Source organism: Streptomyces sp. NPDC030862 (assembly GCF_055571835.1).
This window is the reverse complement of record NZ_JBVIEN010000006.1, coordinates 250,558-263,955: the sequence shown is the minus strand read 5'-3', so window position 1 is coordinate 263,955 and position 13,398 is coordinate 250,558. Positions and strand designations below refer to the sequence as shown.

14 protein-coding genes are annotated in these 13,398 nt (G+C 73.6%); 6 read left to right on the top strand and 8 right to left on the bottom strand.

The features are described 5' to 3' along the window. The first annotated feature begins 110 nt into the window (after window positions 1-110). A complete protein-coding gene (locus ACZ42X_RS18395) occupies window positions 111-500 on the top strand; it encodes a hypothetical protein (protein ID WP_468290740.1) in 390 nt (129 codons plus the stop codon). Here ACZ42X_RS18395 and ACZ42X_RS18390 read toward each other — a convergent pair. Continuing rightward, window positions 472-2,187 carry a thiamine pyrophosphate-binding protein gene (locus ACZ42X_RS18390; RefSeq protein ID WP_468290737.1) on the bottom strand — a complete coding sequence of 572 codons (1,716 nt, stop codon included), beginning with the start codon at window positions 2,185-2,187 and terminating at the stop codon, window positions 472-474. The two genes, ACZ42X_RS18395 and ACZ42X_RS18390, sit on opposite strands and share 29 nt — an antisense overlap. A 249-nt stretch (window positions 2,188-2,436) precedes the next feature. After that, entirely contained in the window at window positions 2,437-3,408 is a 972-nt protein-coding gene (speB, locus tag ACZ42X_RS18385; protein WP_468290734.1) for an agmatinase, read from the bottom strand. A 146-nt stretch (window positions 3,409-3,554) separates the two neighbouring features. Between speB and ACZ42X_RS18380 the strand changes: the two genes are divergently transcribed. Continuing rightward, window positions 3,555-4,964, top strand: coding sequence for a helix-turn-helix domain-containing protein (locus ACZ42X_RS18380; protein ID WP_468290731.1), 1,410 nt, complete (start codon window positions 3,555-3,557; stop codon window positions 4,962-4,964). Between the two features lie 85 nt (window positions 4,965-5,049). Here the strand turns inward: ACZ42X_RS18380 and ACZ42X_RS18375 are convergent, their stop codons facing one another. Further along, window positions 5,050-5,655 (bottom strand): hypothetical protein, encoded by a 606-nt coding sequence (locus ACZ42X_RS18375; protein ID WP_468290728.1) that lies wholly within the window; start codon window positions 5,653-5,655, stop codon window positions 5,050-5,052. 167 nt (window positions 5,656-5,822) lie between these two features. Between ACZ42X_RS18375 and ACZ42X_RS18370 the strand changes: the two genes are divergently transcribed. The 3 genes from ACZ42X_RS18370 (at window position 5,823) to tesB (ending at window position 9,138) form a co-directional block, all read left to right on the top strand. Then, window positions 5,823-7,007: a helix-turn-helix domain-containing protein gene (locus tag ACZ42X_RS18370; RefSeq protein ID WP_468290725.1), complete on the top strand. Its 1,185-nt coding sequence runs from the start codon at window positions 5,823-5,825 to the stop codon at window positions 7,005-7,007. Window positions 7,008-7,111: 104 nt separating this feature from the next. Continuing rightward, window positions 7,112-8,269, top strand: a complete 1,158-nt coding sequence (locus tag ACZ42X_RS18365) for an acyl-CoA dehydrogenase family protein (RefSeq protein WP_468290722.1) — start codon at window positions 7,112-7,114, stop codon at window positions 8,267-8,269. A gap of 5 nt (window positions 8,270-8,274) precedes the next feature. Beyond that, a complete protein-coding gene (gene tesB, locus ACZ42X_RS18360; protein ID WP_468290719.1) occupies window positions 8,275-9,138 on the top strand; it encodes an acyl-CoA thioesterase II in 864 nt (287 codons plus the stop codon). A gap of 69 nt (window positions 9,139-9,207) precedes the next feature. Here tesB and ACZ42X_RS18355 read toward each other — a convergent pair whose 3' ends face one another. Continuing rightward, window positions 9,208-9,975 (bottom strand): phosphatase, encoded by a 768-nt coding sequence (locus ACZ42X_RS18355; protein WP_468290716.1) that lies wholly within the window; start codon window positions 9,973-9,975, stop codon window positions 9,208-9,210. A gap of 115 nt (window positions 9,976-10,090) precedes the next feature. Here ACZ42X_RS18355 and ACZ42X_RS18350 point away from each other — a divergent pair, with 115 nt between their 5' ends. After that, window positions 10,091-10,492, top strand: coding sequence for a hypothetical protein (locus ACZ42X_RS18350; protein WP_468290713.1), 402 nt, complete (start codon window positions 10,091-10,093; stop codon window positions 10,490-10,492). A 101-nt stretch (window positions 10,493-10,593) separates the two neighbouring features. Here the strand turns inward: ACZ42X_RS18350 and ACZ42X_RS18345 are convergent, their stop codons facing one another. The 4 genes from ACZ42X_RS18345 to ACZ42X_RS18330 all read right to left on the bottom strand — a co-directional run bounded on the left by ACZ42X_RS18345 (window position 10,594) and on the right by ACZ42X_RS18330 (window position 13,321). Beyond that, entirely contained in the window at window positions 10,594-11,808 is a 1,215-nt protein-coding gene (locus ACZ42X_RS18345; RefSeq protein WP_468290711.1) for a DUF418 domain-containing protein, read from the bottom strand. A 130-nt stretch (window positions 11,809-11,938) separates the two neighbouring features. Continuing rightward, window positions 11,939-12,148 carry a helix-turn-helix domain-containing protein gene (locus tag ACZ42X_RS18340; RefSeq protein WP_468290708.1) on the bottom strand — a complete coding sequence of 70 codons (210 nt, stop codon included), beginning with the start codon at window positions 12,146-12,148 and terminating at the stop codon, window positions 11,939-11,941. Continuing rightward, entirely contained in the window at window positions 12,148-12,624 is a 477-nt protein-coding gene (locus tag ACZ42X_RS18335) for a DUF2975 domain-containing protein (protein ID WP_361423106.1), read from the bottom strand. Before ACZ42X_RS18335 ends, ACZ42X_RS18340 begins: the two co-directional genes overlap by 1 nt. 67 nt (window positions 12,625-12,691) lie before the next feature. Further along, a complete protein-coding gene (locus tag ACZ42X_RS18330) occupies window positions 12,692-13,321 on the bottom strand; it encodes an SACE_7040 family transcriptional regulator (protein WP_468290705.1) in 630 nt (209 codons plus the stop codon). Window positions 13,322-13,398: the final 77 nt, after the last annotated feature.

Sequence of the window (13,398 nt, the reverse complement as noted above, 5' to 3'; positions counted from 1 at the left end):
CGCGATCTACGGCGCGACGCGCGGAAACCGCGTTCCCGCGCACCTCGTGAGGGGTAGTCAGTCCCGGCGGCCATCGAGGGAAATCGAGGGAACGGGACGGGGGGACGGTCATGGCGGGTGGTGAGCGGAGGGCTCCGTACCTCTGCGGCCAGTTGTACGCGACGCTGGAGGCGCTGAGCGTCATCGGCACGGGCGGCGAGGGGATGGCGCGCCCGGAAGAGGTCCGCAGGGCCATGCAGCCGCCGCGGACCGTGCTGCTACGCCACCTGCGGGCGGTGGGCGAGCACCTGCACCTCGCGGTACGGCGGAGCCCCGCCCACGCGGAGGCCGCCGCCGAGGTCTTCGCCGCGATACCCGGCTTCGTCCCGGCCGGCGGCCTGCCCGCCGGCAATCTTGGTGTGGCGGAGGCCGCCGAGTTCACCGCGGGTTACGAGACCCAGCGGGCGCTCTACGAGGAGAAACACGGGCGTCTCATGAACCGTCCGCGGCCGGTGCCGTGAGGTGCGTCGGCGCGAACATCCGCAGCACGGCCGGGAGGACGACCACCGAAGGGCCGGGCGTGGCGAGGGACGCGGCGAGATCCTCGCGCAGCGCGTCCGGTGTCGTACGGACGGCCGGGACGCCGAAGGACCCGGCGAGGGCGACGAAGTCGGGGCGGGCCAGTTCGGTGCCGGTGGCCCGGCCGAAGGCGTCCGTCATGTACTCGCGCAGGATGCCGTAGCCGCCGTCGTCGACGATGAGCCAGGTGACGTCGAGGCCGTACTGCTTCGCCGTCGCCAGCTCGGCGAGGGAGTACATGGCGCCGCCGTCGCCGGAGACGGCCAGGACCGGGGTGGTCGGGTCGGCGAACGCCGCACCGAGCGCCGCCGGGAAGGCGTAGCCGAGGCCGCCCGCGCCCTGGGCGGAGTGCATGGTGTTGGGGCGGCGGGCGTCGAAGGCGGACCAGGCCCAGTAGGCGAGGATCGTCATGTCCCAGAAGCTGGGCGCGTCGTCCGGCAAAGCCTCGCGCACGGCGGCGAGCACCCGCTGCTCCAGCGCGAGGTCCTGGGCCGCGAGCCGGTCGCGTACCTGGCCCAGCACCGTACGGACGCGCTCGGCGGCGCCGGCGTCCTCGCGCGGCGGAACCGCCTCCAGCGTCTCCAGCAGGGCGGAGAGCGCGAGCCGCGCGTCGGCGTGGATGCCGAGGGCCGGGTGGTTGGACTCCAGCTTGCCGAGGTCGGCCTCGATCTGGACGACCCGGCCGCGCGGGGCGAAGGTGTGGTAGTTCGAGGAGAGCTCGCCGAGCCCGGAGCCGACGACCAGCAGGACGTCCGCGTCCTCCAGGAACTCCGTCATGTGGCGGTCCTCCAGCCAGGACTGGAGGGACAGCGGGTGGGTCCAGGGGAAGGCGCCCTTGCCGCCGAAGGTCGTCACCACCGGCGCCTTGAGCCGCTCCGCCAGGGCCCGCAGCTTCCCGGACGCGTCGGAGCGTACGACTCCGCCGCCCGCGATGATCGCGGGCCGCTCGGCGTGCGCCAGCAGGTGCGCGGCGACGGCGGTGAGCTCGGGGCGGGGCACCAGCTCGTCGGGGAAGGCGTCCGGGGCGGTGACGACCGGGAGGGAGGTCTCGGCAGCCAGCACGTCCTGCGGGATCTCGACCCAGACGGGCCCGTGCGGCGCGGTGAGCGCGGAACGCCACGCGGCGGCGACGGCCGAGGGGATCTGCGACGCCGTACGGACGGTGTGCACGGACTTCACGACGTCGCGGAAGGAGGCCTGCTGGTCGCGCAGCTCGTGCAGGTGCCCGCGGCGACCGCCGCCGAGCCCGGCCGCCGGAACCTGGCTGGCGAGGGCGACCACGGGCGCGCTGGCCGCGGCGGCCTCCTGGAGCGCGGCGAGCGACAGCAGGGCGCCCGGCCCGGTGGACAGCAGCAGCGGCGCGGCCTCGCCGGTGATCCTGCCGTACGCGTCGGCGGCGAAACCCGCGTTGTTCTCGGTGCGCAGACCCACATACCGGAGCGTCGACCGGCCCACCGCGTCGAACAGGGCGAGCGCGTGCTGGCCGGGCAGACCGAAGACCGTGGTGGCCCCGAGCCCCGCCAGCGTCTCCACGACGAGGTCGCCGCCGGTGCGGCCAGGCGGGGGGTTGAGGGCGGCGGCCGTCTGCGCGGCGGTGGGCCTCAGCACCAGGTCGTGGTCGTGCGTCACGCGTGTGGTCCCTCATTTTTTTGGGGCTCGGTTCACCTCCGGGGCGCCAAAGGCTGTATCGACGGTCGATCGTGCTCGGGTCGTTCGTTCCTCACGACCCTCCGCGCGTTCTCCCTTTCGATACAGCCGCGCCCCTTCGGCTCACTCGCCTCTGGTTTCCCGGGGTGACGGCAAAGGTCCCCGGGGTCCCGGTGGAGGCCCCGCGGTCACGGAGCTCGGGGGAACGGTACCGGGACGCCCGGGGGAGGGTCAGGCGCGGGCCGCGGCGATCTGGCGGGACATGATCGTGGTCAGCTCGTACGCCGTGTGGGAGGCGGCGACGGAGGTGATCTCGGCGTGGTCGTACGCCGGGGCGACCTCGACGACGTCGGCCGAGACGAGGTTGCAGGAGGACAGGCCGCGCAGGATCTCCAGCAGCTCGCGGGAGGTCATGCCGCCCGCCTCGGGGGTGCCGGTGCCGGGGGCGTGGGCCGGGTCGAGGCAGTCGATGTCGATGGAGATGTACAGCGGGCGGTCGCCGATGCGCTGGCGCAGCTGGTCGGCGATCTCGTCGGCGCCGCGGCGGTAGACATCGGCGGAGGTGACGATGCCGAAGCCCATCTTCTCGTCGTCCGTGAGGTCCTGCTTGCCGTACAGCGGCCCGCGGGTACCCACGTGGGAGAGCGCCTCGGTGTCGAGGATGCCCTCCTCGACGGCCCGGCGGAACGGCGTGCCGTGCGTGTACTCGGCGCCGAAGTAGGTGTCCCACGTGTCGAGGTGGGCGTCGAAGTGGAGCAGGGCGACGGGGCCGTGCTTCTTGGCGACCGAGCGCAGCAGGGGCAGCGCGATGGTGTGGTCGCCGCCCAGCGTCATCAGGCGGGCGCCGGTGGAGAGCAGGTCGTCGGCGGCGGCCTCGACCGTCTCGACGGCCTCGTTGATGTTGAAGGGGTTCACGGCGATGTCGCCGCCGTCCGCGACCTGCGCGAGCGCGAAGGGCGAGGCGTCCTGGGCCGGGTTGTACGGGCGCAGCAGGCGCGAGGCCTCGCGGATGGCGTTGCCGCCGAAGCGGGCGCCGGGGCGGTACGACACGCCGGAGTCGAAGGGCACGCCGATGACGGCGACGTCGGCGGTGCCGACCTCGTCGAGCCGCGGCAGCCGCGCGAACGTCGCGGGTCCGGCGTACCGCGGGATGCGGGACGAGTCGATGGGGCCGCGCGGCGTCTCGGGGGTGCTGCTGGTCATGATCGGTCGCCTTCTGCCTTCGGTTCGGACTGCGGACATTCGGAAGTGCGGATTTCGTACTCCTGCACCCGACAGTAGGTGGCTGGGAAGCCCGACAGAAGTGTACGTTTCCTCCACTACTCCCCTTCTTGATGGAGGAAGTGTCCATGCCCGAGGCGACACCGGCGCCGACCCCGCCCGGGCCGGTCATCCCCCTCTCGGCGCTCCTCGCCCGCGAGGACCTGGGCCTGCGGCTGATCGCCGGGTCGCCGGAGGCGGAGCTGCACTGGGTGCACACCTCGGAGATGGCCGATCCGTACCCGTATCTGCTCGGCGGCGAGCTGCTGCTGACGGCGGGCGTGCAGCTGACGGACCCCGAGCGGTACGTCGCGCGCGTGGTCGCGGCGGGCGCGGCGGCGCTGGGCTTCGGTGTGACGCCGGTCTACGACACGGTGCCGGAGGCCCTGGTCGCGGCCTGCGCCCGCCATGGGCTGCCGCTGCTGGAGGTGCCGCCGAGGACGCCGTTCGCGGCGGTGGGGCGGGCGGTGTGGCGGCTCATGGCGCAGGCACGCCACCACGAGCTGCGGCGCGTGACGGAGGCGCAGCAGTCGCTCGCGACCGCGGCGGCGCGGCCGGACCCGGTACCGGCGGTGCTGCACGCGCTGGCGTCCCGCCTGTCGGGCCGCGCCGCCCTGTACGCGCCGGACGGCACGGAGTACGCGGCGGCCGGGCGGCCCGTGGAGCCGGAGGTCCGGGAGGCGCTGGTGCGCCTGGTCGGGGTGGTGCGGACCGGCGCGCGGCCGCCGGCGTCGGCGTCGGACGCGGCGGCGGGGCTGCACCTGGCGGCGTACGCGCTCGGCGGCGACCTGCGCCTGACGCTGGCGCTCGCCACCGCGCGCCGCGAACCGGGCGACCACACGATCGCGGGCGTCGCGGTGGTGCTGCTGTCACTGCTGACCGCGCCGCACCAGGGCGCCGACGAGGCCGCGCGCTCCACCGCGCTGGTGCGCCTGCTGCTGGGCGCCGCGCCCGCCGAGGTGGCCCCGCTGCTGGGCGAGGCCCCGTGGACGGTGGTGCACGCCCGCGGCGAGGGCCCGCCGCCCCCGCTGGGCACGCCGCTGCTGGACCTTGGGGACGAGGGTGCCGTACGGGCCCTGCTGCCCGCGGGGCGGGAACCGTCGCCGCACCCGGGCTGGACGCTCGGGGTCAGCGCGCCGGCCGCCCCCGACGGGCTCGGCGACGCGGACCTCCAGGCCGCCCGCGCCCTGCGCCGCGCCGAGGCCGGGCACGTACCGCTCGCACGGCACCACCGGGAGGCGGGCCTGGCCGGGCTGGTGGCGCCCGAAGAGGCGGCGGCGTACGCCCGCGACCTGCTGCACCCGCTGACGGAGCCGCTGGCCGAGACCCTGCGCACCTGGCTGTCGCTGCACGGCAGCTGGGACCGTACGGCCACCGCGCTCGGGGTGCACCGCAACACCGTGCGGCAGCGGATCGCGCGGTGCGCGGCGCTGCTGGAGGCGGATCTGGACGACGCGGAGGTGCGGATGGAGCTCTGGTTCGCGCTGCGCTGGCGCTGAGCCGCCGGACGCGACGACAGCGGCGCGCCCAGGTTCCGGACGCGCCGCTGCGGAGCTGTGGTGAACCCTTGGGAGAGCCCCCGGATCAGTGGAGCTTGTTGACGGCGGTCTTCGTCGTGGTGCGGAAGGCGGTCAGCGGGGCGTCCTTGAGGTCGCCCATCTGGCCCCAACGGACGAGGGTGACGGTGCGGCCGTCGCGGCCGACGGCGAACAGGTGGATGTCGCTGTTGCCGACTCGCGGGTCGGCGGTGTCCAGGCTGTAGACCCAGGCGCCCTCCTCGACGGCGAGCTTGCCGTGGTAGCCGCTGACGGCCTGCATTCCCGGGTTCTGCTGCTTCAGCTGGGAGCCGCAGCCGGCGAGGGACTTGCGCAGGGTGTCGACCAGTTTCACGGCGTCGGCCTCGGTGCGGGCGACGTTGGTGATCTGGACGCCGTAGGCGTCGAGCTCGTTGCTGAAATCGCGGTAGCGGCTGTTCTGCGCCGGGATCTTGTACGGGGCGCAGAGGGTGCCACCGTTCTCCGGGACGCCGGCGAAGACCTTGGAGGCGGTCCACGGCGTCGACGACTTCGGCATCTCGGAGGCGGCGAGGAAGGCGGGCTGGGCAGCGGCCTGCGCCGGTGCCGTGGCGAGGGCCGCGAGGCCCAGGGCGGCAGCGGCGGCGGTGGCGAGTGCGGTACGGAGCTTGTTCATGGTGGCGGATCCCCCGTCGGGTCGTTCGCTCGGTCAGTGCTCAATCAGCGTGGGGCCGGCGCCCGCCGCCTGCAACGATCACGCGCCCACTCTCCGTCCCGGAACCATTCCACCCCCGTTGACGTGCAGGGACGTGAAGGATGGGATGCGGGATCAAGGGGGATGGAATGCCGAAGGACGCCGCCGTCGAGGAGTTCGCGGGGCTCGTCCGCACGTTGAAGGCGCGGGACGGGAGGAGTTACGAGGCGCTGGGCCGGCGCCTGAACGTCAGCGCGTCCACACTCCACCGCTACTGCTCGGGCGCGGCCGTCCCGGAGGGGTTCGCCGTGGTCGACCGCCTCGCCCTGCTGTGCGGGGCGGACGAGGAGGAACGGCGGGCCCTGGAGGCGGCCTGGACGGAGGCGGACCGCGCCCGCCGCCGAACGGCCTCGCCCATGCCCTCGCCTCCGCCTGTGCCTGTGCCGTCCGCGCCGCCGGAACCGTCCACCCCGGAACCGGGCCCCGGCCCCACCCCGGACCCGACCGCGCCGGAGGCGCCCCGCGCCCGCCCCCGTCGTGCCGTCCCCGCTCCCCTCCTCGTCGCCGCCGCCGTCGCCCTCGTCGTGCTCGCCCTCGCCGCCGCCCTGCTCGGCCGCCCCACCCGTACGGCTTCCACCCCCGCCCCCGCTCCCGCTTCCACCCCTCCGGGGCGGACCGCAGCCCCCCTCCCCTTCACCTGGACCATCGGTTCCGAGCTCTGGCAGGGCGGCTGCGGGCACACCTACCTCGTGGACCGGGCCCCCGGCGCGGTCGCCCCGCCGCCGGTCGCGGCCGACTCCGGGGCGTGGGCCGGGACGCACGGTGCCGTGCACGGCGGGGAGGCGCTGGTGCGGATCACGCTCCAGGGCCGGTCGCCGTCCGACGCCGTCGTCCTCCAGGCCCTGCACGTGCGCGTGGTCGACCGGGCCGCACCACTGCCGTGGACCGCGTACCGGATGGACAACGGCTGCGGCGGCGCCGTCACCCCCCGCCACTTCGCCGTGGACCTCGACCGGCCGCGCCCGCTCGCGAGGCCCGTCGACGGCGTTGACGCCTCCGGCGCCGAGGTCCGGACGATCCCGGCCGTCTCCTTCCCGTACAAGGTCACCTCCTCCGACCCCGAGGAGCTGCTCGTCTCCGCCCGGACGGCGGGCTGTGACTGCCGCTGGTACCTGGAGCTGGAGTGGAGCGCCGGGGGCCGTTCGGGGACGGTGCGGATCACGGACGGCGGGAAGCCCTTCCGCACGAGCGGGACCGCGGGGAGGCCGGCGTACCTGTACGACTCCGCCGAAGGGCGCTGGATCACAGACGCGGAGTCTGGACAGACCGGGTGACCGATGAGTAACTTCGTCTGACATAGGCTGAGCAAGCGCTTAGGCACATGCCGGAGCGTCGGAGCGACCGGCCGGACCAGGACAGGAACCGAAGGAGGCGGCTCGTGCGCCGTACCGTATTCAACGAGGACCACGAGGCGTTCCGGGAGACCATCCGCGCCTTCATCGAGGCCGAGGTCGTCCCCGTCTACGACGAGTGGTTCGCGGCGGGCCAGGCGCCCCGCGACTTCTACTACAAGCTCGGCGAGCTGGGCGTCTTCGGCATCAACGTCCCGGAGGAGTTCGGCGGCGCGGGCCTGGACACGCACAAGTTCGAGGCCGTGATGTACGAGGAGACGGCGCGCGCGGGCGTGCAGTTCGGCGGCTCGGGCGTGCACGTCCTGCTGGCCCTCCCCTACCTCAAGATGCTCGCCACCGACGAGCAGAAGAAGCGCTTCCTGCCGAAGTTCGTCACCGGCGAGGAGATGTGGGCGCTGGCGATGACCGAGCCGGGCACCGGCTCCGACGTCGCGGGCATGAAGACCACCGCCAAGCTCTCCGAGGACGGCACGCACTACGTCCTCAACGGTGCCAAGACCTTCATCACCGGCGGTGTCCACGCGGACCGCGTCATCGTCTGCGCCCGCACCGCCGCCCCCACCGCCGAGGACCGCCGCTTCGGCATCTCGCTCTTCGCGGTGGACACCAAGTCCGAGGGTTATTCGGTCGGCCGCAAGCTGGACAAGCTGGGTCTGAAGACCTCCGACACCGCCGAGCTGGCCTTCGTCGACGTCAAGGTCCCGGTCGAGGACCTCCTCGGCGAGGAGGGCAAGGGCTTCTCCTACCTCGGCCACAACCTGGCCTCCGAGCGCTGGGGCATCGCCTTCGGCGCGTACGCGCAGGCCGCCGCCGCCATCCGGTTCGCCCAGCAGTACGTCACCGACCGCACGGTCTTCGGCAAGCCGGTCGCGTCCTTCCAGAACACCAAGTTCGAGCTGGCCGCCTGCCAGGCCGAGGTGGACGCCGCCCAGGCGGTCGCCGACCGCGCCCTGGAGGCCCTGGACGCCGGCGAGCTGACCCCGGCCGAGGCCGCGAGCGCCAAGCTGTTCTGCACCGAGGTCGCCCACCGCGTCATCGACCGCTGCCTCCAGCTGCACGGCGGCTACGGCTACATGAACGAGTACCCGATCGCCCGCCTGTACGCGGACAACCGCGTCAACCGCATCTACGGCGGCACCAGCGAGATCATGAAGACCATCATCGCCAAGTCGATGGGCCTGTAAGCCAGGTGACGGAAGCGCTCGACGCCCTGCTCGATCTGCTCGACCTGGAGCGGATCGAGCAGGACATCTTCCGCGGCGAGTCACGGTCGGCCCTCGTCCCGCGCGTGTTCGGCGGCCAGGTCGCCGCACAGGCGCTGGTCGCGGCCGGCCGCACCGTCCCGGAGGACCGGCTCGCCCACTCGCTCCACGCGTACTTCCTGCGCCCCGGTGACCCGGGCGCGCCGATCGTCTACACCGTGGACCGCATCCGCGACGGCCGCTCCTTCACCACGCGGCGGGTCGTCGCCGTCCAGCACGGCCAGCCGATCTTCCACCTCTCGGCGTCGTTCCAGACGTACGAGGAAGGGCTCGACCACCAGGCGGCCATGCCGCCCGCGCCGGACCCCGAGACCCTCCCGACGGCCGCCGAGATCCTGCCGCGCCACCTCCCGGCCCCGGTCGCCGAACGCCTGATCGAGGCCCGCGCGGCGGTCGACCTGCGGTACGCCGACACCCCGCCCTGGGGCAGCGTCGGCGAGCCGCGCGAGCCCCGGTCGCAGGTGTGGTTCCGCACCAACGGCAAGCTCGCCGACGACCCGCTGCTCCACGTCTGCCTGGCGACGTACGTCTCCGACATGACGCTGCTCGACTCGGTGCTCCTCGCCCACGGCCGTGGCGGCTGGGCGGTCGGCGACGTGGTCGGCGCGTCCCTGGACCACGCGATGTGGTTCCACCGCCCCTTCCGCGCCGACGACTGGCTCCTGTACGACCAGGAGTCCCCGTCCTCCGCGGGCGGCCGGGGTCTGGGCCAGGCCCGCATCTGGACCCGGGACGGACGGCTCGCGATCTCGGTCATCCAGGAGGGCGTGGTGCGGGTGCCGCGGGGGTGAGGCGTCGCCCGACGGGGCGTGGGCCCGGCGTGGACGTGCGCCACCGCCCGGCCCATCCCGTCGGGACCCTCAGATCAGCCCCGCCGCACCCAGCAGGTACGCGGTCATCGGCTCGTAGAAGCGCGGGTCCAGTACGTGGTCGTCGAGCGGGATCGTGACCTGCATGGTGCCCTCGGCCTCGCCGATGAAGAGGGCGGGGTCGTTGCAGTCGGCGTACCCGATCGAGTCGATGCCGCGCTGCCCGGCCCGGCCGGCCCATCCGTGGTCGGCCACGACCAGGTCCGGCTGTACGTCGAGCCGGTCCAGGATGGCGTTCATCGGCTCCGGCGAGTGCGTGTGCCACAGGGTCGCGCCGCGCTCGAAGACGGCGACGTCCGCGAACTGCACGACGTACCCCTCGTCGGCCGTGAGCCCGCCGGGGATGCGCACGACGTCGCACCCGGCGGCGCGCAGCGCGGCGGCGGTCCTGCTGTGCACGTCGAGCAGCGCCCCGGGGTGGCCGGTCGCGAACAGCACCCGCTGCTTCCCGGCGGCGGCCTTCCGCAGCCGCGCGGCCGCCCGCTCCAGCCCGTCGACGGTGAGCTCGGGATCGATGGTGTCCTGACCGGCCCGGTGCGCCGGGTCGTCGTTCACGCCGCACCGCTCGGCCATGACGGCGAGGACGTCCTGTTCGTCCGTCCACCGGTCGCCGAGCTCCAGCCCGAGCCAGTAGTGGCGGTCGCCGTTCGCGAGCTTGCGGTAGTGGGAGAGGTTGTTGTCGCGGGGTGTGGCGACGTCTCCGGCGATCCGGGTGCGGACGAGGTGCTCGACGAGGGCGGCGCGGCTGGGTATCGGCATGCCCCCCATTCTGCCGCCCGCCGCCCGCGGTGGCGGCGCCATTCCGTCGGGTGGACGGCGGCGGCCGGCACACGGGGCTTGACCTCAACCATGGTTGAGGAATCAGTCTGGAGCAATGACCACTCAGGACACCGCAGTTCTTCTCTTCCGCAACACCATGCGCATCACCGACGGCCACCTGGACGACTTCCGCGACGCCATCGCCAGGGCCGTGGAGTTCGCGCGGCGGCACGGGCCGCAGCTGATGGTGGAGACCTTCGTGGACGAGGAGCGGATGCTCGCGCACAGCTTCCAGCTCTACCGGGACTCCGACGCCGTCCGTACGCATTGGAAGCTGGCGGACCCGTACATCCGGGAGGTGATGGAGCACTGCCGGGTGGAACGCTTCGAGGTGTTCGGCGAGCCGGACGCCGAGGTGGCGGCGGGCGTGCGCGCGGGGGTCGGGGAGGAGTGCGCCCTGACGTTCTCCCCGCGCATCGCGGGCTTCGTCCGCTTCGCCGCGGGGCCAGGGGCGTGAGAGCGCCGTTCGGGGAGCGGCCGCGACGCGGCCGCTTCCCGGGACCGCGCCCCGCCGGAAGGCCCGTCCTCGCGCGTTCAGGAACGGCTTCAGGAGCGGCTTCAGGACCGGCGAGGCGGCCTGCCCAGCGTCACCGTGCGCAGCACCCACTCCACGGGGCCGTGGGAGAAGCGCCGCAGCAGCCGGGCGCTGAGGAAGAGCTGGGCCGCGTACACCGCGAGGGCCACGGCGCACGCGACCGCCGCGCCCGTGCGGCCGTACAGGCCGAGGCCGTACCCGGTGAAGACCAGCGCCAAGACCAGGGACTGGGACAGGTAGTTGGTGAGCGCCATCCGCCCGGCGGGCGCGAGCAGCGCCGCCACGCGGGCGCCGCGCGGCGTGGTGAACCAGAGCATCAGCGCGCTCACATAGGCGGCGGTGAGCATCGGGGCGGCGGCCATGCCCAGGGCGAAGCAGACGACCTCCCAGCGTTCCGGGAGGGGTGCCACGGTGCCCGCGGCCATGAGGAGCCCACCCGGCAGGCCCACGGCGAGGCCGACGGCGCGGGTGCGCCGCAGCCGGGCCGGGTCGACGACGCCGCCCGTGAGCAGGCGCCGCTTGCCCGCCCCGCAGCCGACCAGGAAGGCGGCCACGATCGAACCGCCCATGAGCAGCAGCGCGCCCATGGCCTCGGGCCAGGTGGCGAGGTGGGCGCCGATGACGTCGGCGGCGCCGCCGCGCATCTCCTCGGCGATCCGGGCGGCTTCCCGGGTGGCGTCGGCCGTGGCGGACGGGTCGGGGGTGTACGCGGCCGCGGCCAGCGCGCCGACGAGGACCAGCAGGACCACGGGCACGGCGTAGAACCAGCGCGCGGCCCGCCACAGGCGCTCGGGGGGCGCGTTGCGCGCGGCGAGCAGGATCAGCCCCAGCACGGCGTACATGGTGAGGATGTCGCCGCTGTACAGCAGCGCCATGTGCGCGGCGCCGAGCAGCAGCAGGCCGGTCAGCCGGCGCAGCATGCGGGGGACGAAGGCCGCCCCCGCCCGCCGCGCCGACTCCATCTGCAGGGTGAAGCTGTACCCGAAGAGGAAGGAGAACAGCAGGTAGAACTTGGTTTCGAAGAAGGCGATGACCAGCCAGTGCGCCACGAGGTCGGCGCCGGCTACGGCCGGGTCGACCGCCGTGCGGCCGTAGGTCCCCGACAGCACCAGGACGTTCACCAGGACGATGCCGCCGAGCGCGAAGCCGCGCAGCGCGTCGACCTCCGGCACGCGCCGTCCGGTGCCCCCCTGTCCCGCCACCGGCTGGGCAGCGGTGCCCGCCTGTTCCCCCGTCACGCCATGCCCCCGTCGTCCGTTCGGCCAACCCCGGCGACGAGCATGTCAGTCGGGGGGCCGCGGCGGCATCACACCTGGGCAGGACCGGCCTCTCCGACCTGGGGTGGAGGGGTACGGCGAGGCCTCACCCTCAGTCCTCCGGCACCCAGCGCAGCAGGTCCCCCGGCTGGCAGTCGAGCGCCTCGCAGAGGGCGGCGAGCGTGGCGAAGCGGACCGCCTTGGCGCGGCCGTTCTTGAGGACCGCCAGGTTCGCGGGGGTGATGCCGACGCGCTCCGCGAGTTCGCCCACGGACATCTTGCGCCTGGCCAGCATCACGTCGATGTCGACGGCGATCGGCATCAGATGACCTCGGCCAGTTCGGCCTGCATCCGCGTCGCCTGGGCGAGCAGCATCCGCAGGACGAGCACGATGAGCGCGACCCCCAGGGCGGCCAGGCTGACCCCGCAGACGAGGAGCACGATGCCCGGCGCGACGGCCTCGCCCGGGGCCAGGACGACCGCGAGGGCGAAGACCAGCAGGGCGGCCGCCACGAAGGCGCCGGTCACGACGTCCACGTACCGGAAGGCGGCGTGCGAGAACACCGTCCCGCGCCGCACCATCGTCACCAGGCGCCACACGCAGACCAGGACGACCTGGAACGTCACGGCCCCCAGGAACATGATCGCGAGGAGCGGGGCGCGCAGATACGCGTACTCCGGGTTCAGCTGCCTCAGGTCGATGGCCAGCAGCGGCACCATCACCGCCTCCACGAACACCGACCCGGCGAGCAGCACCACGAGCACGGCACGCAGCGCGAGCACGGTCAGCTTTCCCATCGCTCCTCCTTTTATCGAGCAACGATGGGAATCTATCGAAATTCGATAGGCGCAGCAAGCGCCCGGCTCACTCCGCCGAGGCCGACGCTGACGCCGGCACCGACGCCAGCGCCCCGAACGCCCCGTGCGCCAGCCGCCGCAGCAGGGACTCCGCCTCCGCGCGGCCCAGCACCCTGCTGCCCGCGGAGGCGGAGCCGAGGTGCGGGGTGGAGTTCAGCAGGCCGAACACCGCGTGGACCGTCGCACGGGCCTCGGCCTCCGGGGGCGCGGGGTACAGGCGGCGCACCACCGCCACCCACAGTTCGACGTACTGGCGCTGGAGCTGGCGCACCCGTTTGCGGTCCGTGTCGCGGAGGCGGTCCAGCTCGCGGTCGTGCAGGGTGATCAGCGGGCGGTCGTCGAGCGCGAAGTCGATGTGGCCGTCGATGAGCGCGCCGAGCAGGGCCTCGGGGTCGCCGTCCGACTCCTCCAGCCGCTGCCGGCCGCCGTCGAGCAGCCGCTCGCTGATGCCGATCAGCAGCTCCGCGAGCATCGCGTCCTTGCCGGGGAAGTGCCGGTACAGGCCGGGGCCGCTGATGCCGACCGCCGCCCCTATCTCGTCGACGCCCACGCCGTGGAAGCCGCGCTCGGCGAAGAGGCGGGCAGCCTCCTTGAGGATCTGTTCGCGGCGCGTCGGGGCGTCGGTCCTGGTGCTCATGGGATTGATTCTAGACAACGCGGTTAGCGGTCGTTAACCTGATGGACATACGTTAACGCTCATTAACTGGGGGCATG

Bases quoted from the DNA above. Each gene is read 5' to 3' on its own strand.
- ACZ42X_RS18395 (WP_468290740.1), top strand. From the start codon at position 111: ATGGCGGGTGGTGAGCGGAGGGCTCCGTACCTCTGCGGCCAGTTGTAC.
- speB (WP_468290734.1), bottom strand. From the start codon at position 3,408: ATGACCAGCAGCACCCCCGAGACGCCGCGCGGCCCCATCGACTCGTCC.
- ACZ42X_RS18380 (WP_468290731.1), top strand. From the start codon at position 3,555: ATGCCCGAGGCGACACCGGCGCCGACCCCGCCCGGGCCGGTCATCCCC.
- ACZ42X_RS18375 (WP_468290728.1), bottom strand. From the start codon at position 5,655: ATGAACAAGCTCCGTACCGCACTCGCCACCGCCGCCGCTGCCGCCCTG.
- ACZ42X_RS18370 (WP_468290725.1), top strand. From the start codon at position 5,823: ATGCCGAAGGACGCCGCCGTCGAGGAGTTCGCGGGGCTCGTCCGCACG.
- ACZ42X_RS18355 (WP_468290716.1), bottom strand. From the start codon at position 9,975: ATGCCGATACCCAGCCGCGCCGCCCTCGTCGAGCACCTCGTCCGCACC.
- ACZ42X_RS18350 (WP_468290713.1), top strand. From the start codon at position 10,091: ATGACCACTCAGGACACCGCAGTTCTTCTCTTCCGCAACACCATGCGC.
- ACZ42X_RS18340 (WP_468290708.1), bottom strand. From the start codon at position 12,148: ATGCCGATCGCCGTCGACATCGACGTGATGCTGGCCAGGCGCAAGATG.
- ACZ42X_RS18335 (WP_361423106.1), bottom strand. From the start codon at position 12,624: ATGGGAAAGCTGACCGTGCTCGCGCTGCGTGCCGTGCTCGTGGTGCTG.
- ACZ42X_RS18330 (WP_468290705.1), bottom strand. From the start codon at position 13,321: ATGAGCACCAGGACCGACGCCCCGACGCGCCGCGAACAGATCCTCAAG.